The sequence below is a fragment of the Phytopseudomonas dryadis genome, assembly GCF_004327355.1.
GTDB classification, from domain to species: Bacteria; Pseudomonadota; Gammaproteobacteria; order Pseudomonadales; family Pseudomonadaceae; genus Aquipseudomonas; species Aquipseudomonas dryadis.
Map to the genome: position 1 here is coordinate 19774 of NZ_QJUM01000030.1, position 19131 is coordinate 38904.

Sequence of the window (19131 nt, forward strand, 5' to 3'; positions counted from 1 at the left end):
CCCGATGCCTGATGCCATTGCCGATGACACCCTCGACGCCACCGGGCTGCTCTGCCCGGAGCCGGTGATGATGCTGCACAACAAGGTGCGCGATCTGCCGGCTGGCGGCCTGCTCAAGGTCATCGCCACCGACCCCTCGACCCGCCGCGATATTCCCAAGTTCTGCGTGTTTCTCGGCCATGAGCTGGTGGCGCAGAAGGAGGACGCGGGCAGTTACCTGTATTGGATTCGCAAGAAGACTGACTGAGTGGTTCAAGGCGATAGCGGCCTTCGGCCTTCGATAAAAGCGCTTGAGGCTGGAAAGCTGGACGAAAGAGCCCATGGGGTTTGCTTGTCGTTCAGGCGTAGGGTGGACAACGCTCTTTTTGTCCACCATTGCGATTGTGGAGCGGTGGACGGGGGCGGGCCGCGTAGGTGAAACGTCGTCCACCCTACGGCCGTTTGCGCCTCAATCCGGTCATTTCATGTCGACGCCTCTTCGTGCCTCGACGAGCCGGATGCGCCGGCGAGCGCTGCTTTTGAGGCGTAACGTCAGCATCAGGGCGGCGCAGGTCAGGCCGACGATCAGGCCTTGCCACAGCCCGGCGGGGCCGCTGGCCGGGCCCAGCAGGTCGCTGAGGCCGAGCAGGTAGCCCACCGGCAGGCCGATGCCCCAATAGGCGAACAGGGTCATGATCATGGTCGCGCGGGTATCCTGGTAGCCGCGCAGGGCGCCGGCTGCCGTGACCTGGATGGCGTCGGAGAACTGGAACAGCGCGGCGTAGACGATCAGGCTCGCCGCCAGGGCGATGACCTCCGGCGCCGGCGTGTAGATCTGCGCGATCTGTTCACGCAGCAACAGCATGCCGCTGGCCGACAGGCAGGCGTAGGCCAGGGCGGTGCCCATGCTCACCCCGGCGGCGAAGCGCGCCTCGCGCGGTTGCCCACGGCCCAGGGCCTGGCCGACGCGTACGGTGGCGGCCATGCCGATGGAATAGGGGATCATGAACACCAGCGAGCTGAAGTTCAGGGCGATCTGGTGGCCAGCCACCACGGTGGCGCCCAGGCCGCCGATCAGCAGGGCGATGACGGCGAAGATGCTCGATTCGGCGAACACCGAAATGCCGATGGGCAGGCCGATGCCCAGCAGACGCTTGATCAGCGCCCAGCGCGGCGGATCGAAGCGCTGGAACAGCTCGCTCGACCGGTACACCGGGTCCCGGCGTACCCACCAGAGCATGCCCAGCAGCATGAACAGCATCACCAGCGCCGTGGCCCAGCCGCAGCCCACGCTGCCCAGCGGCGGCAGGCCGAGCTTGCCGTAGATCAGCACGTAGTTGAGGGGGATGTTCAGCAGCAGGCCGAGCAGTCCCAGCACCATGGCCGGGCGGGTTCGGCCCAGGCCGTCGCTGTAGCAGCGCAGCACATGGAACAGCGCCACGCAGGGAAAACCCAGGGCCACGCCGTGCAGATAACCCATGGCCGGCTCGATCAGATCCGCATCGACCTGCATCAGGCGCAGGACCAACTCGGCGTGCCACAGCAGCGTGGCGGCGATGCAGCCGACGGCCAGGGCCAGCCACAGGGCCTGGCGCACCAGCGGGCCGATCTCGGCCTGCTGGCCGGCACCGAAGCGCTGCGCCACCTTGGGCGTGGTCGCCAGCAGGATGCCGGTCATCAGCAGGAACAGCGGTACCCAGATCGAGTTGCCCAGCGCCACGGCGGCCAGGTCGCGGGCGCTGAAGCGCCCCGACATCACCGTGTCGACGAAACCGATGGAGGTGTACGCCAGTTGCGCGATGATGATGGGCGTGGCCAGGGCCAGCAGCGTGCGCAGTTCGGTGCGTACGCGCCGCAGGCGTGATTCGGCAGGCATGGAGGGTTCGCAGTCGTACATGGAAAACCGCGCAGTCTACGCCTTGACGCTGTGGTCAGGAAAGGCGCCGGGGTGAAGCGAATGCCATCTTATGGTTTGGCGGCGGATTGCTGGTTTCTCAACGCACCAATCGAGGCGGCGACCACGCACACCACACCGACAACCTGCATGGTGGAAAGCGCCTGCGAGAGAATGAGAAAGCCGAGCAATGCACCGATCGCCGGTTCCACGCTCATCAGCAGTCCGAAGGACATTGAGCTGAGCTGGCGCAGCGCCTGCATTTCGAGGATGTAAGGCAGCAGGGGCACCAGGATCGCCAGGCCTGCTCCGTAAAGGAACAGCTCCGGGTTGCGCAGTTCGGTGGCGCTGCTCAGGCCGATGGGGGTCATGATCAGAGCCGCCGAGAGTAGTGAGACCGAAAGTCCTTGCAACCCCTTGAACTGGCTGCCCACCCGTTTCATCAGCAGTATGTAGCCGGCCCAGCCGATGGCGGCACCGAAGGAAAATAGCAGGCCTCGGGTATCGGTGACCCAGGCTGTACCGTTATAGGCGATCAGCAGGACACCGACCAGCGAAAGCGCGGGCCAGGTGTAGGCTCTGTAACCGGAGAGGCCGAGCAGGGCGACGCTGATGGGGCCGAGGAAGTTGATGGCGATCACCAACCCCAGTGGGGCGCTCTGAATGGCCGCGAATACGGATGTCGTCATCAGGGCCATGGCTGCGCCGAGCGAGAGGGCCGCGACCCATTGGCGTCGGTCGAAACTGAGGAAGTTCGGGCGGGCGATCAGGTAGACGATGACGGCGGCGAAGCACAGCCTGATCCAGGTGGTTGTATAGCTGCCAAAGTTTTCCATCACTCCCAAGGAAAGGGAAGCGCCCAACTGGATACTGAACATCGACGCCAGGCAGAACAGAACCGCAACGCTTCTGCTAATTCGAAAGTGCGGGGTTCTGCCCTGTTGTGGCGGTATGTGGCCGGCTTTTCTTTCTTCCATGGTGTCTTGCATGTGCGCCTCAAGCAGCGTCTTCCTACGTTAGTTAGGCAGGAGGTATCAGGACTTCCGATTGGTTTTCGCGTGGACGCTCGTTGCTTGTTTGGTGTCATTCACTCTAAGCAGGAACTTACCGGCCCGCTTTGCCCAAGGCGATCAAGTTATTCTTATTCAAGAATTAGTTATTCTTAATTCAGTCTGTTCGGATGGGCCGCCGCGATGAGGGCGATGCTGCAGGTGTATAGTCGCGCCCATTGGCGAGTGGGGCATGAATGGACGCACGTATATGAAATCTGATCTGGACAGCGATCTGCTGCGGGCCTTCGTGACGATCACGAATATGGGCTCTTTCAGTCGAGCTGCGGAGGTATTGCATAGAACGCAGGCTGCCCTCAGCCTGCAGCTGAAGCGGCTGGAGGACGATCTTGGGGTGAAGCTGCTGGAGCGCTCGCCCAAGGGAGTGACGGCCACGGCAGCCGGCGAGACGCTATTGCCTTATGCCATTAAAATCCTGAGCCTGAGCGAGGATGCCAGGCGCATGATCGCTTGCGTGAGCGAGGTGGAAACCATCCGCATCGGCATGCTGGAAGACATTGCCATCGGGACTTTGCCCAGGGTGCTGGAGCGTTTCACCAAGAGTCATCCGGGCGTGCGCCTGGAAATCATTGTCGGCGACAGCAAGAGGCTCTCCAGGCTGTTGAGTGAATCGAGGCTGGAAATCGTGATCGCTGACAAGGAGCATGTCGAGGCACTACCGGCGCTCACCTGGCACGAGAGCCTGGTCTGGGTCTCCGCGCACGACTTCCAATTGCCGCAAAGTCAGGAAACGCCGATCATCGCCTTCGGTAGCGGTTGTCCCTGGCAGGAGCGGGTCCTGAAAAAGCTGGATGCCCACGGCGTTCCATGGCGGGTGGTTCTCAGCACTGCCAACCTCAGCGCCATCGGTTCCTCCGTCGAGGCGGGTATCGGGATTTCCTTCATGCTGAAATACAGCGTCAACAGTGCGTCATTGCGCATCCTGGGTGAGTGCGATGGGTTGCCGGATAACGATATGGTGGAAATCGGTATTTTCCTGCGGGGTGAGGGCACCCATTCGCCTCAGCTGACCCGTCTGTTCGAGGTCGTTTCTTCAGAGCTGGCAGTCGGGCGTGGCGGTGAGCTTGGCCAATGGCGTCAGGCTTGCGGTTGAACGTATTGACGATGAAGCCTTTGGTCGCTGTTCTTGTGAGCGCGGCCACTGCATAGAATACGCGCCGAACTGCGGAGACCCCCATGCGAATAGTCGCGGACGAAAACATACCCCTGCTCGATGCCTTCTTCGGTGGTTTCGGCGACATTCGCCGGTTGCCCGGCCGTGCCATCGACAGTGCCACCCTGGAGGATGCCGAGGTGCTGCTGGTGCGCTCGGTCACCCGCGTCGACCGTGCCCTCCTGGCGGGGAGTCGGGTGCGTTTCGTCGGTACCTGCACCATCGGTACCGATCATCTGGATCTGGATTACCTGGCCGAGGCGGGCATTGCCTGGAGCAGTGCGCCGGGCTGCAACGCCAGAGGCGTGGTCGACTACGTGCTCGGCAGTCTGCTGGCGCTGGCCGAGCGTCAGGGCGCCGTACTGCCGAGCCTGACGTACGGCGTGGTCGGGGCCGGCCAGGTCGGCGAACGCCTGGTGCGGGTGCTGCGTGGGCTGGGCTGGCCCGTGCTGGTGTGCGATCCGCTGCGCCAGCGCGCGGAGGGCGGGGACTATGTCGAGCTGCAGCAGATCGTCGAACGCTGCGATGTGATCAGTCTGCACACGCCGCTGGTACGCGGCGGCGAGTTCGCCACCCATCACTTGTTCGATGCCGAGCGTTTGCGTCAGCTCAAGCCCGGTGCCTGGCTGATCAACGCCAGTCGTGGCGCGGTGGTGGACAATGTCGCCTTGCGTGAGCGGCTCGCTCAGGGAGCCGATCTGCATGTGGTGCTGGACGTCTGGGAGGGCGAGCCAAGGGTGGATGCCGAGTTGGCCGCCCTGTGCCGGATCGCCACCCCGCATATCGCCGGCTACAGCCTGGACGGCAAGCTGCGCGGAACGGCGCAGGTCTATCAGGCCTTCTGCCGGCACCGGGGGCTGGCGCCGCACGTGGCGCTGGAGTCCTTGATGCCCGGGCGCTGGCTTTCTTCGCTGAGGCTGCAGGCGGGCAGCGATCCGGCCTGGGCGCTGACCACCCTATGCCGTGCGGTCTACGATCCGCGGCGTGACGATGCGGATTTCCGGCGCAGCCTGCAGGGCGATGCGGCGGCGCGTGGCGCGGCCTTCGACCTGCTGCGCAAGGCTTATCCCGTACGCCGGGAAATCGAGGGGCTGGATATCGAGCTATGTGGCGAAGATGCGCGGCTGCACGACCTGACCACCGCGCTGGGCGCCAGGGTGATCAGGTTGTGAGGGCGCACGGCCGGTTCAGGAGGCCGGGTCTTGCTCGGGCTTGCCCAGATCCTTGTCCAGCTTGTCGCAGGCATCCTGGATCATGTGCTCGGTGATGGGTATCTCGCGGCCGTCAGGGTCGATGACGGCACCGTTGAGCAGCTCTTTCGGCGCCTGAGTGGCTGGCTGTGCGCTGGGGTGTTCGCTGGGGCTCATGGTTGTCTCCTCATCGGGTATTCGCACTGTCCGGAGAGTGCCCGGCGGACAGTGTATAGCGGTGTCCATGTCTCCCTACATGGGGTGTCAGGAACCACTTTGGCAAAAAAGTGCGGGCTTAGAAAGGCAATCCGTCGTACAGCTTCGTTCAGCGAGCCGATGGCGGACGATCGAGGAGGGGTGTGGTGAGGTTATGGATGCTGCTGTTGGGCTGCCTGCTGGTTGCGCCGGCCTGGGCCGTCGAGGCGCAGAAGCTGGTGAGCGCCGCTCGCGAGCAGGTCGGCGTGACGCTGTCCTATGATCCGCAGTACCGCCGCCTGGCCTATCCCGGTGGTGATGTGCCGCTGGAAACCGGGGTGTGCACCGACGTGGTGATTCGCGCCTTGCGCCAGCAGGGGCTGGATCTGCAGAAGGCGGTGCACGAGGACATGACCGCCAATTTCGCCCGTTACCCACGGCACTGGGGCCTGACCCGGCCGGATCGCAATATCGATCATCGCCGCGTGCCCAACCTGATGACCTGGTTCGCTCGCCAGGGCCTGGCCGTGCAGAGCAGCGCCGAGGGGGGCGATTACCGCCCGGGCGACATCGTCATCTGGAATCTGGGACGCGGCCTGACCCATATCGGTATCGTTTCCGATCGGCACGGCGCCGATGGCGAGCCACTGATCCTGCACAACATCGGCGCCGGCACACGGGAAGAGGCCATCCTGCTGCGCTTCCCGATCATCGGCCACTACCGCTTCGAACCCTGAAACGCAGGTCATAAAAAGCCCCGCGGCACCAGCCCGTATGGCCGAGCGCAATAGTTTTCACGCAGTCTGTGATCGGATAAGGCTTTGCCTCATCTCCCATTCTGGGGAGCTGGGATGTATAGAAAAGCGGCAAACCACCGGCCGTGTAGGAGCGTCGACCTCGGCGCGATGCGATGGTGGTCATTCCACAGGCTGTGTCACGGCCATCGATCGCCGCAGGGGCTCGGCTCCCACAGGGCCTGATCAAGCCGCCAAACGCTTAACTGGCATTATCGAGCGATGGCCACTGGTAGAACGATGAAGCGTGTTCCACCCTAGGGAAGCAGACCGGTAGCCTGGTGTTGAGCGCAGCGATACCCAGGGCAGCTCCCGGGTGTCGCTGCGCTCGACCCGGGCTACTTTGGGGGCCAGGACGGGGGGCAGGGGCTCAGGCGTTGTGATAGCTGAGCACGCTGTCCTGCTCCTTCAGCGCCTTGCGCATCTCGGCCGGGATGTTGCCGGCACGCACGGCCAGCTCCAGGCGGATGTCTTCCAGGCTCTGGGCGAAGGCTTGCGAATCGTTGAGTTGCAACACTTGCAGCACCCGGCTGTAGGCGGTGGTGTCCGCTTCGTCCAGCAGGGAGAGAACGATGCTGCCATCCGGGCGGGGTGGGCTGAAGGTGGCACGCAGGGGGGCGAATAGCTGCTCGACCAATTGGCGATTACCATTTTCCATTACCGAACTCCATCCTAAGGGTGAAACCCTATGATCCCCCAGGGGGGATTAAGTTCGATGATGGCCGGTATTTCTGCTCAAAATGGTGACTTCTTCCGCAATTTTGCGCGGTTCTTGCCGTTACAGCGCGAGCGACTGGCGGGTGCGCTCGATGACGTTCTGCAGCGAGTCACCGCTGTATTGGCCGGGGTACAGGCGCTGGCTGTGCTGCGCCACGCCGGTGTGATCGACCACGGTGAAGCTGAAACTGCCTTTGCGAGCCGCCAGGATATGGCAGGCCAGGGGCGCGAAAGCGCTGGATAGGGTGCGAATGGCAACCTGAATCTGGTGATGTGTATTCATTTTTTGGGTATTTCCTAAAACAACGGGCGCGTCATTGCGCTAAATGGTGCTCCAGACATTGACTGGATCATCTGATCGGAGCGGACTGCGCGCTGTAAGTTCAGCCTTGTGGCACGAACATCGAGCGGGTCGGTACTTCGGAAGGCTGGCTTGAGTCAGCGCTGGTGCGAGACGGCCAGATCAGTCAGCAGGGTGGATCGTGGCGGGTGAGTGCATCGCTTGGATGCCGACAGGCCAGGAAACCATCGAGGGGGCCGTTGAAGGCCGGGTGACTTGCAGCGTGGTACGAACGCTGCGGATCATACGGGCTTGGACGATTTTTATCCAGCGCGATTTTCATCTTTATATGTCTGCCGACGGACGTCGCGCCGCCGATGCGATTTGCGCTAGCATTAGTCCTCTTCTGCTTTCCTCTGGCGACGGTTTTCGATGAGTTATCAGGTTCTTGCACGTAAATGGCGTCCGCGCTCGTTCCGCGAAATGGTCGGCCAGACCCATGTGCTCAAGGCTCTGATCAATGCGCTCGACAGCCAGCGCCTGCACCACGCCTACCTGTTCACCGGCACCCGCGGGGTGGGCAAGACCACCATCGCGCGGATCATCGCCAAGTGCCTGAACTGCGAAACCGGCATCAGCTCCACGCCCTGCGGCACCTGTTCGGTATGCCGGGAAATCGACGAAGGTCGCTTCGTCGACCTGATCGAAGTGGACGCCGCCAGCCGCACCAAGGTGGAGGACACCCGCGAGCTGCTGGACAACGTGCAGTATTCGCCGAGCCGGGGGCGCTTCAAGGTCTATCTGATCGACGAAGTGCACATGCTCTCCACCAGTTCCTTCAATGCGCTGCTCAAGACGCTGGAGGAGCCGCCACCCCACGTCAAGTTCCTGCTCGCCACCACCGACCCGCAGAAACTGCCGGTCACGGTGCTGTCGCGCTGCCTGCAGTTCTCCCTGAAGAACATGCCACCCGAGCGCGTGGTGGAGCACCTGACCCATGTGCTCGGCGCCGAGAACATTCCGTTCGAGGACGATGCGCTGTGGTTGCTCGGTCGCGCGGCCGATGGCTCGATGCGCGACGCCATGAGCCTGACCGACCAGGCGATCGCCTTCGGTGAAGGCAAGGTGCTCGCCGCCGATGTGCGGGCCATGCTCGGCACCCTCGACCACGGCCAGGTATACGGTGTGCTGCACGCGCTGCTCGAGGGCGATGCCCGAGGGCTGATCGAGGCCGTGCGCCATCTGGCCGAACAGGGCCCGGACTGGAACGGTGTGCTGGCGGAAATGCTCAATGTGCTGCACCGCGTGGCGATCGCCCAGGCGCTGCCGGAGGCCGTGGACAACGGCCAGGGCGATCGCGAGCGGGTGCTGCAGCTGGCCCAGGCACTGCCTGCCGAGGATGTGCAGTTCTATTACCAGATGGGCCTGATCGGCCGGCGCGACCTGCCGCTGGCGCCGGACCCGCGCAGTGGCTTCGAGATGGTGCTGCTGCGCATGCTGGCGTTCAGACCGGCGGACAGCGAAGGTGCTCCGAGGATTGCGCTAAAGCCCCTCGGGATCAGCCAGGCCACGACTGATCCCCGCCCCAACCCAGTGGCCGGTGCGGCCAGTGCCGCGCCGGTTGTCGCCCTGAACGGCGCCCCGGCCCCTGCCGCCGACGCGGCACAGCCTGCGCCCGAGCCTGACCCCGTGGTTGCCCCTGCCGCAGTGCCGGCCGCCGCCGCGATCACGCCGCCCTGGGAAGAATCGCCGGCGGCAGCCGCCGTGGTCGAGACGCCTGCCGCCCCGGTGGTCGAGGCTGTTCAGCCTCAGGCCGTCGCCGAACCCGCGGCCTCGATCGCGCCGCCTGTCGTCCAATCAGAGCCAGAGCCAGAGCCAGAGCCAGAGCCAGAGCCAGAGCCAGAGCCAGAGCCAGAGCCAGTCGCCGTGGCCGCGGTCGAGCCCGAACTGGCCGACGTACCGGTCATCGACAGTGAAGACCTGAATCCGCCCGACAGCGACGATGAGCCGCCGCCCGGCGACTACGAGTATGTCGAGATGGACGCCCAGGGCTTCGAGTACGATTTCGCCGACGTCGGCAGTGACCAGCCCGCCGCGCCTGAGCCCGACCCCGAGCCGGCCGCACGACCGGCCACCGGCCTGGCGGCGCAGTGGCTGGAACTGTTTCCCAAACTGGGGCTGTCCGGCATGACCGGCAGCATCGGCGCCAATTGCAGCCTGATCGCCGTCGAGGGCGACAAGTGGCTGTTGCACCTCGATCCGGGGCACAGCGCCCTGTTCAACGCCACCCAGCAGCGGCGTCTCAACGATGCCCTGAACCAGTACCATGGCCGTGAGCTGCAACTGAGCATCGAACTGATCAAGCCCGAGCAGGAGACCCCGGCCCAGGCAGCGGCGCGCAAGCGCGCCAACCGCCAGCGCGAGGCCGAAGCCTCGATCCACAACGATCCGCTGGTGCAGCAAATGATCGAACAGTTCGCCGCCTCCGTGCGTGCGGACAGCATCGAACCCGTCGATACCATCGTCAATCCCTGACTACCGAGGACAACATCATGATGAAAGGTGGCATGGCCGGCCTGATGAAGCAGGCGCAGCAGATGCAGGAAAAGATGCAGAAGATGCAGGAAGAGTTGGCCAACGCCGAAGTCACCGGTCAGTCTGGTGCCGGCCTGGTCAGCGTGGTGATGACCGGACGTCACGACGTCAAGCGCATCAGTCTCGACGACAGCCTGATGCAGGAAGACAAGGAAATCCTCGAAGACCTGATCGCCGCCGCGGTCAACGATGCCGTGCGCAAGGTCGAGCAGAACAGCCAGGACAAGATGTCCGGCATGACCGCCGGCATGCAGTTGCCGCCGGGCTTCAAGATGCCGTTCTAAGGCGCAAGCGGCCTTCGGCCTTCGATCAAAAGCGCTTGAGGCTGGAAAGCTGGACGAAAGAGCCTGTGCGGTTTGCTTGTCGTTCAGCCTTCAGCCTCTAGCGCTCTCATCGGCCGTCCGCTTTCGCCTTGAAGCACCCATAGGATCGAGTCGCGTAGCGACGCTTTGCCGTACTATCTTCCCGCTTTTATCGTCGAGCCCCGCACATGAGCTTCAGCCCGCTGATCCGCCACCTGATCGATTCCCTGCGCATCCTGCCCGGGGTCGGGCAGAAGACCGCCCAGCGCATGGCCCTGCAGATGCTCGAGCGTGATCGCAGCGGTGCCCTGCGCCTGGCCCAGGCGCTGACCCAGGCGATGGAAGGGGTGGGGCACTGCAAGTCGTGCCGCAGCCTGAGCGAGGACGAGGTCTGCCCGATCTGCCTCGACCCGCGCCGCGATGACAGCCTGCTCTGTGTGGTCGAGGGGCCGATGGATGTCTACGCCGTGGAGCACACCGGCTTTCGCGGGCGTTATTTCGTGCTCAAGGGGCACCTGTCGCCCCTCGATGGCCTGGGCCCGGAGGCCATCGGCATTCCCGAGCTATTGGCGCGCATCGATGCCGGCCAGTTCAGCGAGGTGATCCTGGCCACCAACCCCACGGTCGAAGGCGAGGCGACTGCCCACTACATCGCCCAGTTGCTGGCGGGCAGGGGGCTGGTGGCTTCGCGTATCGCCCACGGCATGCCGCTGGGCGGCGAGCTGGAGCTGGTCGACGGCGGCACCCTGGCCCATGCACTGGCCGGGCGCCGCCCCATCAGCCTGTAGCCTGGCAAGGGACCCAGGGGCAATCGCGCTATGGCGTTAGGGCATGGCCCGCACTCGATGAAAAGCGCTGGAGGCTGGAAAGCTGAACGAGAAACCGTTGTTTCGCATCGTCCTCGAGCCGCTTTTCGTTCAGCCTCCAGCTTTCCAGCGCTGTTTCCGGCTGTTCGAGCGTATCGCGCGATTGCCCCGGCAAGGGGTACGAGCCGCTGTAATTTGATCTTGAGAAGCATTACCATTCGTGCCTTGTTCAGATGCGGTGCCAGGTGCGCTCAATGTCGGTCGGCGAGATTTCCCCTCAGCAGTCTCTGCAACATCTGTATCGCGAGCACAGTGGCTGGCTGATCGGTTGGCTGCGCAAGCGCCTGGGCTGCGCCGACAATGCCGCCGATCTGGCCCAGGACACCTTCCTCCGCCTGCTGGCCCGAGAGCGCGAGCTGCCGGCGCTGCGCGAACCCAGGGCCTACCTGTCGACCATCGCCCATTCCCTGCTGGTGAATTTCTGGCGCCGCCAGGCCATCGAGCAGGCCTACCTAGACGCCCTGGCCCGACAGCCGGAAAGCCTGGCGCCGTCGCCCGAGGCCGGCGAACTGATCATGGAGACCCTGCTGGCCATCGACGCCATGTTGCTGCGCTTGCCGGACAAGGTGCGCCAGGCCTTTCTGCTGTCGCAGCTGGACGGCCTGACCTATGCCGTCATCGCCCGGCGTCTGCAGGTCTCCGAGCGCATGGTGAAGAAGTACATGGCCCAGGCCATGCTGCACTGCCTGATGCTGGCCGAGGCCTGAAGCGTGTCGGCCGATTACCGCGCCCTGCAACAGGCCGCCGAGTGGTTCGCCGTGCTGGCCGATGCGCCGGTCAGCGAAGCCCAGCGCCAGGCCTGGTGCCAGTGGCTGGCCGCGCGCCCCGAGCATGCGGCGGCCTGGCGGCGGGTGGAGGCGATCAGCGGCCAGTTCGCCCGCCTGCCTGGCGATGAGCGCCGCCAGGCGGCGGGGCAGGCGCTGCGTGGGCCGCTCAAGGGCCGTCGCCAGGTATTGGGCCTGTTCCTGCTGCTCGGCGGTGCCGGCCTGCTCGCCGTCGGCGGCGGCGCCCGGCTGCCCTGGCGCGCCTGGGTGGCCAGCGAGCGAACCGGCACTGGGGAGATCCGCGACACGCGCCTGGCCGATGGCACGCACCTGTGGCTGAGCAGCCGCACGGCGGTGGATGTGGACTATGGCGCGTCGTTGCGGCGCCTGCAGGTGTTGCGCGGCGAAGTGCTGATCGACACTGCCCGGGACAGCGTGCAACCGCCGCGGCCGCTGGTGGTCGACAGCGCCCAGGGACGCCTGCGGGCGCTTGGCACGCGCTTCAGCGTGCGCGAGGGCGACGGCTTCACCCAGCTCAGCGTATTCGAGGGCGCAGTACGGATCGAACCGTTCGGCGCCGCTACGCGCCAGGTACTGGGGGCTGGTCGCCAGGTGCGCTTCGACCGCGACGGTATCGCCGCCAGCGAGCCGGTGGATCAGGGCCGCCAGGCCTGGAGCCGGGGCATCCTGCTGGCCGACGACATGCGCCTGGGGGATTTCGTCGAGGAGCTGGGCAATCATCTGCCGGGGTACCTGGGCTGCGATCCCCGGGTGGCCGATCTGCGCCTGGTCGGCGCCTATCCCCTGGCCGATGGCCAGCGCATTCTCGATGCCCTGCAGAACAGCCTGCCGATTCGGCTCAATCGGCGCTTGCCCTGGTGGGTGACGCTGGAGCCGCTGGATGGCTAGATAGCCCGAACCCTCACCCCCGGCCCCTCTCCCGGGGGGAGAGGGGAGCAAGGCGGGCGCGGCCGTGCTGGAACGTCAACAAACCCTGAGCAACGCCGCATAAGAATATTTTCATTCAGCGGTTCCCCTTTTCCTTTCTCGCCTGGCTTCAGTTGCATCCGGCACGCGCGCTACGCGCGGCCCTACCTGCAACGGAGAACTTTTCATGCATTCGAGTCGCTCCCTGTTCATCCCCTCGACGACGTACCTGCGCCGCTCGATTCGTCTGGCCGCACTGACCTTGACAGCGCTGTCGCCGTCCCTGCTGATGGCGCAGAGCGTGGCCTCCGATGTGGCCTACCAGCAGGGCGCGCGCAGCTACCAGATACCGGCCGGGCCGCTGTCTTCGGCGTTGAGCCGTTTCGCCGGCGAAGCGGGGGTGCTGTTGTCGGTGGACGCGCGTCTGACCGAAGGCAAGCTCAGCCCCGGCCTGCAGGGCAGCTATGGGATCGAGGCCGGCTTTGCCGAACTGTTGCGCGGCAGCGGTCTGCAAGCCGTGGCCGATGGCAACGGCGGCTATTCGCTGCAGGCCGCCGGCCAGTCGAGCGCGGGCAGCCTGCAACTGGGCGGCACCGATATCAAGGCCTTCGCCCTGGGCAACGCCCTGGGCAGCATGGAGGGCTACAACGCCACCCATAGCAGCGTGGCGACCAAGACCAGCATGCCCTTGCTGGAAACCTCGCAGACCGTGTCCGTGGTCACCCGCAAGCAGATGGACGACCAGGGTTCGCGCAGCGTCGCCCAGGCCCTGCGTTACACGCCGGGCCTGATGAGTACGCCGTATGGCGCCACCACCCGCTACGACTACGTGGCCATGCGCGGCATCAACGATGGCTCGGTGGACAACCTGTTCCTCGACGGCCAGAAACTGCTGGGCGACAGCGGTACCTACAGCAGCCTGCAGGTGGACCCGTTCTTCGTCGAACGGATCGACGTGCTCAAGGGGCCGTCTTCCGTGCTCTACGGGCGCAGCCAGCCGGGCGGCCTGGTGGCCCTGACCAGCAAGAAACCGGAGTACGAGACGCGCCGGCACCTTCAGTTTTCCTACGGCTCCCACGATTACAAGCAGACGGCGTTCGATTTCACCGGGCCGCTGAACGATCGACAGGATGTCGCCTACCGGCTGGTCGGTGTGGTCAAGGATGCCGGTACCCAGGTCGATGGCGTCGAGGAGCAGCGCTACGCGCTGATGCCGTCGCTGAGCATCGACTTCAGCGAGGATACCCGCCTGACGCTGCTGGCCATGCTCCAGCACGACCCCAAGAGCGGCTACCACGGCGGCCTGCCGGCGGCGGGCTCGGTGACTTCCTACAACGGCCAACGTATTTCCCGCCACTTCTTCGAGGGCGACGATGACCTGGAGAAGTTCGAGCGTGACCAGCAGATGCTTGGCTACCAGCTCGAGCATCGCTTCAACGATGTGCTGTCGGCCCGGCAGAACTTCCAGTACCTGGATTCCACGGTGAAGTCCGGGCAGGTCTACCAGTATGGTTACAGCCTGGATCAGTACGTGCCCTATGGCGGCGTGGGGGATCTGCACCGTCCCTACTCGGGTGGCGATGAGGTGCTGCACGCCTGGAGCGTGGATAACCAGTTGCAGTTCGAGTTCGACACCGGCGCGCTCAGCCATACGCTGGTCACCGGGCTCGACTATCAGCGGCGCAAGGCCAAGGTCGCCTACAGCGGTGGCCTGGGCAGCGAGGCCAGCCTGATCAACCCCTACGGCAGTGGTCGGCCGGCGGTCAGCTACGACTACTACCACCAGTACGACGAGTTGCGTCGTCTGGAGCAGACCGGCCTGTACCTGCAGGATCTGATCGCCCTGGGCAACTGGCGCCTCTCCCTCGGCGCGCGTCAGGACTGGGTCGACGTGTCCTTCGATCACACCCGCGATCCGAGCTATGGCGATCAGGCCGACGAGGCCCGGCAGGAGCAGTTCACCGGGCGTGTCGGCGTGCTCTACGCCTTCGACAACGGCGTATCGCCCTACGTCAGCTATTCGGAGTCGTTCAACCCCAATACCACCAGCGCCTACAACCTCAATGCCAGCGGCGGCTACGACATCAGCCTGCTCGATCCGACCAAGGGCAAGCAGACCGAGGTGGGCATCAAGTACCAGCCGCCGGGCACGGACAACCTGTTCACCCTGTCCTACTTCGACCTGACCCAGTCCAACCTGGCGAGCAAGGATTCCAACGAATACTTCTTCCGCTCGGTGGGCGAGGTCAGCTCCCGTGGCGTCGAGTTCGAGGCTCGCTTCAGCCCCCTGGACAACGCCAACGTGCTGGCCAGCTACACCTATATGGACGTGGAGTATTCCAGGGATGTGATCAACGCCGCGGGGGTGAACAACCGTGGCAACCGCCCCAACGTGGTGGCGCGCAACATGGCCAGCCTGTGGGCCGACTATACCTTCGAGGCCGGCCCCTTGGCGGGCGTGCGGATCGGTGCCGGCGCGCACTATTTCGGCAGCAGCTGGGCGGATGCGGAAAATACCCTGCAACTGCCGTCCTACACCCTGTTCGACGCTTCCCTGGGCTATGACCTGGCGCGGCTCGGCCTGGATGGCGTCGGCGTGCGCCTGAACCTCAACAACCTCACCGACGAGAAGTACGTCGCCGCCTGCAACTCGCTGCTGCAGTGCTACTACGGCGAGGGGCGCAATGTGATGGGAACGGTTTCCTACGATTTCTGAACATCAGGTATCGCGGCATGCCGCGATCATGGTGGGCAGAACAAAGGCGGAAGCAGCCATAAGCTGCAAGCCTCAAGCTTCAAGTTAAAGGCGGGAGCGGACGTTGAGCTGCAAGCCACAAGCTTCAAGCTAGAAGCGAGGCAACCTGTAGGATGGGTGAAACCCATCAATATGCCGATGGGTTTCACCCATCCTACGTCCGCTTCCGCCTTGGAGCCGCCACCTGGCATTCACCCGCTTTATGGCCGCGGCTCAGCCGGCGTTGCGCAAGCGGTTCAGGTCGCGCAGCGGCGGGGCGCCGAACAGGCGGCTGTATTCGCGGCTGAACTGCGACGGGCTTTCATAGCCGACGCGAAAGCTGGCCGAGGCCGCCTCCAGGCCTTCGCAGAGCATCAACCGCCGCGCCTCCTGCAGGCGCAACTGCTTCTGGTACTGCAGCGGGCTCATGGCGGTAACCGCCTTGAAGCGATGGTGCAGGGTGGATGGGCTGAGGCTGACCTCGCGCGCCAGTTCCTCGATTCGCAGGGCCTGGTCGAAATGGTTGTTGATCCATTCGATGGCCCGGGCGATGCGGTGGCTCTGGCTGTCGGCCATGGCGAGCTCGCGCAGGCGATGGCCCTGGGGGCTGCGCAGCAGCCGATAGAAGATCTCGCGCAGCGCCAGCGGCGCCAGCATGTCGGTATCGCGCGGCGTATCGAGCAGCCGCAGCAGGCGGATCAGCGCATCCAGCATCGGCAGATCCAGGCGGTCGACGAACAAGGCACAGTTCGCTCCGGGATTGGGCTCACCGATCGGCCCGGCCTCGGCGAGCAGATTGCCGATCAGGGTCGGATCGATGTCCAGTCTCATGCTCAGGTAAGGCTGCTGCGGCGTCGCCTCGATCACCTGGCCGGTGACCGGCAGGGTGACCGAGGCCACCAGGTAGTTGAGTGGATCGTAGATGTACTGTTCGGCCCCCAGGCGGATGTCCTTGCGCCCCTGGGCGATGACGCACAGGCAGGGGCGGTACAGCGTCGGCATGGGCAGGCTCGGCTGCGTGGCGCAGGCCACGCCGAGGCCGGCGATGGCGGTTTCGTGGATACCGTCAATCGGGCTGAAGCGTTGAATGAGCGCCGCCAGCTCGGTCTGGCGTATGGCGAAATCGTCTGGGCTTTCGGGCAGTGTCATGGTTCGCTCCTGATGTACCGAGCAGAGCCTATCCGGGTTTCCGGGCGTCGTCTCGCGTGCCCGACAGGTGTTGCAGGATCAGGCAATCATCTGCCCGGAATAGGCAATTTCTTGCTGCTGCAACTGCCTCTTATGGTCGTATTCGCCCGGTCGGGGCGCGTGCAGGCCAATCGCCTTTGCAGTTTCAGGCAATAATGGGCCAGTAATCGACTAACGTTGATGGGCCCCGTGCCCCTAACCTCTGGAGCTGTTGCGGCAGTCCTGCCGCTTGCCTGCAGAGGATCGTGTCATGCCGGACATAGAAGAAAAAGTCGTTCTGATCACCGGCGCCAGCAGCGGTATCGGCGAAGCCTGTGCACGCCTGCTGGCGCAACAGGGTGCCCATGTGCTGCTCGGCGCACGACGCGGCGAGCGCCTGGAGCGGCTGGTGGAGGACATCCGCGCGGCGGGTGGCAGCGCGGCCTGCCAGCGTCTGGACGTCACCGATGCCGCTGACGTTCAGGCTTTCGTCGACAACGCACTGAGCCGTTTCGGGCGGGTCGACGTACTGATCAACAACGCGGGCGTCATGCCGCTGTCCAGGCTCGAGACCCTGCAACTCGAGGAGTGGAACCGCATGATCGACGTGAACATCCGCGGCGTGCTGCACGGCGTCGCCGCGGCCCTGCCGGTGATGCAGCGCCAGCGCAGCGGCCAGTTCGTCAATATCGCCTCCATCGGCGCCTACCAGGTGGCGCCGACCGCCGCCGTCTACTGTGCGACCAAGTACGCCGTGAGGGCGATCAGCGATGGCCTGCGCCAGGAGGTGGGCGGCGATATTCGCGTCACTCTGGTGTCGCCCGGGGTGGTCGAGTCGGAACTGGCCGAGAGCATTTCCGATGCGCCGACGCGCGAGGTCATGCGCGAATACCGCAAGGTCGCCATCGGTGCCGACGCCATCGCCCGGGCCGTTGCCTACGCCATCGGGCAGCCCGCGGACGTCGATGTCAGCGAACTGGTGGTGCGGCCTACCGCCAGCCTGCATTGAGTCCCAGGCAGAGTTGAGGCCCCGCATGGACCAGTACCCCATGTTGCCACTCGCCCTCGGCAGTCCGCCTCGGCGCGTCATCGACGCCGCCCAGGCTCTGGGCGAGGCCGCCGCCGGGCGCGATGCCTTTACCTGTGAAAAAGGGAGATTGTGACGATGCAGACCCATATCACCGTGCTTAACGCTGTTCCCGGGCGCTCCGATGAACTGGGTGCCTGCCTGGCCGTCTTGCCGGAATCCATGCGTCGGCTCGATGGCTGCCTGGCCTTCGAATTGTGCCGGGACGGGCACGATCCGGCGCAGTGGCAGCTGCGCGGCAGCTGGCAATCGACCGCCGATCTGCACCGCTACTTCGCCACACCGCTGGTGCAGCAGGTGCTGGACAAGGCCTGGCGTGAGGGTGTGATCCAGTACCTGGACAGTCGCACGGCATGACGGCAATGTCCCGGCGGGGCCGGGACGGCTGGCGGTCATTCGAGGTGTTGCTTCAGCGCCGCGGCGGCCTGTTGCATGGCGCTGCGGGCGCCCTGAGTCTGGCTGAGCGCATTGAGCAGGCCAAAGTCGTGGATCATGCCGTTGTAGCGCACCGCGGTCACTTGTACGCCGGCTGCGTCCAGCTTGCGGGCATAGGCTTCGCCTTCATCGCGCAGTACGTCGAACTCGGCGGTCTGTACCAGTGCCGGCGGCAGGCCCTCGAGCTGTTCGAGGGAGGCCCGCAGCGGCGAAGCATGGATCTGCGCGCGCTGTTCCGGGTCGCGGCTGTAGTTGTCCCAGAACCACTGCATCATGGCTTTGCTGAGAAAATACCCCTCGGCAAACTGCCGGTACGAGGCATTGTCGAAGCGGGCGTCGGTCACCGGCCAGAGCAGGGCCTGGAAGCGGATCGCCGGAGCCCCTTTGTCCTTGGCCATCAGGCTGACCACGGCCGCCATGTTGCCGCCGACGCTGTTGCCGGCCACCGCCAGGCGCGTACCGTCGACCTCGATCTGCTCGCCATGGCTCGCCACCCAGCGGGTCGCCGCATAGGCCTGATTGATCGCCGTCGGGTATTGGGCTTCGGGTGACGGCGTGTAATCGACATAGACCGCGGCCGCGCCGGAGCCGACCACCAGGTCGCGGATCAGGCGTTCGTGAGTCGGGTAGTCGCCCAGCACCCAGCCACCACCATGGAAGAACATGAACACCGGCAGGCGGCCCTGGGCAGCGGCGGGGCGCACCACTTTCAACCTGATCTCATGCCCGTCCACCCTGATGGTCTTGTCGTGGACCGTGATGCCGGAGACATCCACCTCGACGCTGGCCTGGGCCCCGGCCAGTACGGCCCGTGCCTCCTTGGGCGGCAACTGTTGCAGCGGCTTGCCGGCGCCAGCCGCCAGGGTTTCGAGAAAGCCCTGGGTCTGGCGCTCAACGCCAGGGCCGCCGGCCGCGAAGGCGCCGTCGATGGCCAGCGCGAGTACTGCGATGGAAAGGCTGTGCTTGATGTTCATGGGTATTT

The 19131-nt window shown here is 64.9% G+C and carries 19 protein-coding genes; 12 read left to right on the forward strand and 7 right to left on the reverse strand.

All coding sequences use genetic code 11. The features are described 5' to 3' along the window. Positions 1–4: 4 nt before the first annotated feature. Entirely contained in the window at positions 5–247 is a 243-nt protein-coding gene (gene tusA, locus DNK34_RS20890) for a sulfurtransferase TusA (RefSeq protein WP_131173688.1), read from the forward strand. A 210-nt stretch (positions 248–457) separates the two neighbouring features. Here tusA and DNK34_RS20895 read toward each other — a convergent pair whose 3' ends face one another. Then, entirely contained in the window at positions 458–1855 is a 1398-nt protein-coding gene (locus DNK34_RS20895; protein WP_131173687.1) for an MATE family efflux transporter, read from the reverse strand. An 89-nt stretch (positions 1856–1944) separates the two neighbouring features. Next, positions 1945–2862 carry an EamA family transporter gene (locus DNK34_RS20900; RefSeq protein WP_207401579.1) on the reverse strand — a complete coding sequence of 306 codons (918 nt, stop codon included), beginning with the start codon at positions 2860–2862 and terminating at the stop codon, positions 1945–1947. A 271-nt stretch (positions 2863–3133) separates the two neighbouring features. On the opposite strand from DNK34_RS20900, the gene DNK34_RS20905 reads away from it, so the two are divergent. After that, entirely contained in the window at positions 3134–4036 is a 903-nt protein-coding gene (locus tag DNK34_RS20905; RefSeq protein WP_165497285.1) for a LysR family transcriptional regulator, read from the forward strand. 83 nt (positions 4037–4119) lie between these two features. Next, entirely contained in the window at positions 4120–5268 is a 1149-nt protein-coding gene (pdxB, locus tag DNK34_RS20910; RefSeq protein WP_131173685.1) for a 4-phosphoerythronate dehydrogenase PdxB, read from the forward strand. A gap of 15 nt (positions 5269–5283) precedes the next feature. Here the strand turns inward: pdxB and DNK34_RS20915 are convergent, their stop codons facing one another. Further along, positions 5284–5463: a PA1571 family protein gene (locus DNK34_RS20915; protein ID WP_131173684.1), complete on the reverse strand. Its 180-nt coding sequence runs from the start codon at positions 5461–5463 to the stop codon at positions 5284–5286. A 197-nt stretch (positions 5464–5660) separates the two neighbouring features. Here DNK34_RS20915 and DNK34_RS20920 point away from each other — a divergent pair, with 197 nt between their 5' ends. After that, on the forward strand, positions 5661–6218 hold the full coding sequence (locus DNK34_RS20920) for a DUF1287 domain-containing protein (protein WP_131173882.1): 558 nt from the start codon (positions 5661–5663) through the stop codon (positions 6216–6218). A 427-nt stretch (positions 6219–6645) separates the two neighbouring features. Here DNK34_RS20920 and DNK34_RS20925 read toward each other — a convergent pair whose 3' ends face one another. Next, complete coding sequence (locus tag DNK34_RS20925; protein WP_131173683.1) at positions 6646–6933, reverse strand: DUF3509 domain-containing protein; 288 nt, start codon at positions 6931–6933, stop codon at positions 6646–6648. Between the two features lie 120 nt (positions 6934–7053). Then, positions 7054–7275 carry a hypothetical protein gene (locus tag DNK34_RS20930; RefSeq protein ID WP_131173682.1) on the reverse strand — a complete coding sequence of 74 codons (222 nt, stop codon included), beginning with the start codon at positions 7273–7275 and terminating at the stop codon, positions 7054–7056. A gap of 429 nt (positions 7276–7704) precedes the next feature. Here DNK34_RS20930 and dnaX point away from each other — a divergent pair, with 429 nt between their 5' ends. From dnaX to DNK34_RS20960, 6 genes are all read left to right on the forward strand, one after another. After that, positions 7705–9807 (forward strand): DNA polymerase III subunit gamma/tau, encoded by a 2103-nt coding sequence (gene dnaX / locus DNK34_RS20935; RefSeq protein ID WP_131173681.1) that lies wholly within the window; start codon positions 7705–7707, stop codon positions 9805–9807. A gap of 17 nt (positions 9808–9824) precedes the next feature. Beyond that, a complete protein-coding gene (locus tag DNK34_RS20940) occupies positions 9825–10151 on the forward strand; it encodes a YbaB/EbfC family nucleoid-associated protein (RefSeq protein ID WP_131173680.1) in 327 nt (108 codons plus the stop codon). Between the two features lie 206 nt (positions 10152–10357). After that, positions 10358–10957, forward strand: a complete 600-nt coding sequence (recR, locus tag DNK34_RS20945) for a recombination mediator RecR (protein WP_131173679.1) — start codon at positions 10358–10360, stop codon at positions 10955–10957. A 272-nt stretch (positions 10958–11229) separates the two neighbouring features. Next, positions 11230–11742: a sigma-70 family RNA polymerase sigma factor gene (locus DNK34_RS20950; RefSeq protein ID WP_131173678.1), complete on the forward strand. Its 513-nt coding sequence runs from the start codon at positions 11230–11232 to the stop codon at positions 11740–11742. 3 nt (positions 11743–11745) lie between these two features. Beyond that, on the forward strand, positions 11746–12708 hold the full coding sequence (locus DNK34_RS20955) for a FecR domain-containing protein (RefSeq protein ID WP_131173677.1): 963 nt from the start codon (positions 11746–11748) through the stop codon (positions 12706–12708). Between the two features lie 205 nt (positions 12709–12913). Next, a complete protein-coding gene (locus DNK34_RS20960; protein ID WP_131173676.1) occupies positions 12914–15442 on the forward strand; it encodes a TonB-dependent siderophore receptor in 2529 nt (842 codons plus the stop codon). A gap of 252 nt (positions 15443–15694) precedes the next feature. Here the strand turns inward: DNK34_RS20960 and DNK34_RS20965 are convergent, their stop codons facing one another. Continuing rightward, a complete protein-coding gene (locus tag DNK34_RS20965) occupies positions 15695–16609 on the reverse strand; it encodes an AraC family transcriptional regulator (RefSeq protein ID WP_131173675.1) in 915 nt (304 codons plus the stop codon). Between the two features lie 289 nt (positions 16610–16898). On the opposite strand from DNK34_RS20965, the gene DNK34_RS20970 reads away from it, so the two are divergent. Together DNK34_RS20970 and DNK34_RS20975 are read left to right on the forward strand one after the other, a co-directional pair. Then, on the forward strand, positions 16899–17636 hold the full coding sequence (locus tag DNK34_RS20970) for an SDR family oxidoreductase (protein ID WP_131173674.1): 738 nt from the start codon (positions 16899–16901) through the stop codon (positions 17634–17636). 156 nt (positions 17637–17792) lie between these two features. Continuing rightward, positions 17793–18071 (forward strand): putative quinol monooxygenase, encoded by a 279-nt coding sequence (locus DNK34_RS20975; RefSeq protein WP_131173673.1) that lies wholly within the window; start codon positions 17793–17795, stop codon positions 18069–18071. A 35-nt stretch (positions 18072–18106) separates the two neighbouring features. Here DNK34_RS20975 and DNK34_RS20980 read toward each other — a convergent pair whose 3' ends face one another. After that, complete coding sequence (locus tag DNK34_RS20980; protein ID WP_131173672.1) at positions 18107–19123, reverse strand: alpha/beta hydrolase; 1017 nt, start codon at positions 19121–19123, stop codon at positions 18107–18109. Between the last annotated feature and the right edge of the window lie 8 nt (positions 19124–19131).

What these genes read in the sequence shown, in the direction of transcription:
- tusA (WP_131173688.1), top strand. Translation starts at nt 5, where the DNA reads ATGCCTGATGCCATTGCCGATGACACCCTCGACGCCACCGGGCTGCTC.
- DNK34_RS20895 (WP_131173687.1), bottom strand. Translation starts at nt 1,855, where the DNA reads ATGCCTGCCGAATCACGCCTGCGGCGCGTACGCACCGAACTGCGCACG.
- DNK34_RS20900 (WP_207401579.1), bottom strand. Translation starts at nt 2,862, where the DNA reads ATGCAAGACACCATGGAAGAAAGAAAAGCCGGCCACATACCGCCACAA.
- DNK34_RS20905 (WP_165497285.1), top strand. Translation starts at nt 3,134, where the DNA reads ATGAAATCTGATCTGGACAGCGATCTGCTGCGGGCCTTCGTGACGATC.
- pdxB (WP_131173685.1), top strand. Translation starts at nt 4,120, where the DNA reads ATGCGAATAGTCGCGGACGAAAACATACCCCTGCTCGATGCCTTCTTC.
- DNK34_RS20915 (WP_131173684.1), bottom strand. Translation starts at nt 5,463, where the DNA reads ATGAGCCCCAGCGAACACCCCAGCGCACAGCCAGCCACTCAGGCGCCG.
- DNK34_RS20920 (WP_131173882.1), top strand. Translation starts at nt 5,661, where the DNA reads ATGCTGCTGTTGGGCTGCCTGCTGGTTGCGCCGGCCTGGGCCGTCGAG.
- DNK34_RS20925 (WP_131173683.1), bottom strand. Translation starts at nt 6,933, where the DNA reads ATGGAAAATGGTAATCGCCAATTGGTCGAGCAGCTATTCGCCCCCCTG.
- DNK34_RS20930 (WP_131173682.1), bottom strand. Translation starts at nt 7,275, where the DNA reads ATGAATACACATCACCAGATTCAGGTTGCCATTCGCACCCTATCCAGC.
- dnaX (WP_131173681.1), top strand. Translation starts at nt 7,705, where the DNA reads ATGAGTTATCAGGTTCTTGCACGTAAATGGCGTCCGCGCTCGTTCCGC.
- DNK34_RS20940 (WP_131173680.1), top strand. Translation starts at nt 9,825, where the DNA reads ATGATGAAAGGTGGCATGGCCGGCCTGATGAAGCAGGCGCAGCAGATG.
- recR (WP_131173679.1), top strand. Translation starts at nt 10,358, where the DNA reads ATGAGCTTCAGCCCGCTGATCCGCCACCTGATCGATTCCCTGCGCATC.
- DNK34_RS20950 (WP_131173678.1), top strand. Translation starts at nt 11,230, where the DNA reads ATGTCGGTCGGCGAGATTTCCCCTCAGCAGTCTCTGCAACATCTGTAT.
- DNK34_RS20960 (WP_131173676.1), top strand. Translation starts at nt 12,914, where the DNA reads ATGCATTCGAGTCGCTCCCTGTTCATCCCCTCGACGACGTACCTGCGC.
- DNK34_RS20965 (WP_131173675.1), bottom strand. Translation starts at nt 16,609, where the DNA reads ATGACACTGCCCGAAAGCCCAGACGATTTCGCCATACGCCAGACCGAG.
- DNK34_RS20970 (WP_131173674.1), top strand. Translation starts at nt 16,899, where the DNA reads ATGCCGGACATAGAAGAAAAAGTCGTTCTGATCACCGGCGCCAGCAGC.
- DNK34_RS20975 (WP_131173673.1), top strand. Translation starts at nt 17,793, where the DNA reads ATGCAGACCCATATCACCGTGCTTAACGCTGTTCCCGGGCGCTCCGAT.
- DNK34_RS20980 (WP_131173672.1), bottom strand. Translation starts at nt 19,123, where the DNA reads ATGAACATCAAGCACAGCCTTTCCATCGCAGTACTCGCGCTGGCCATC.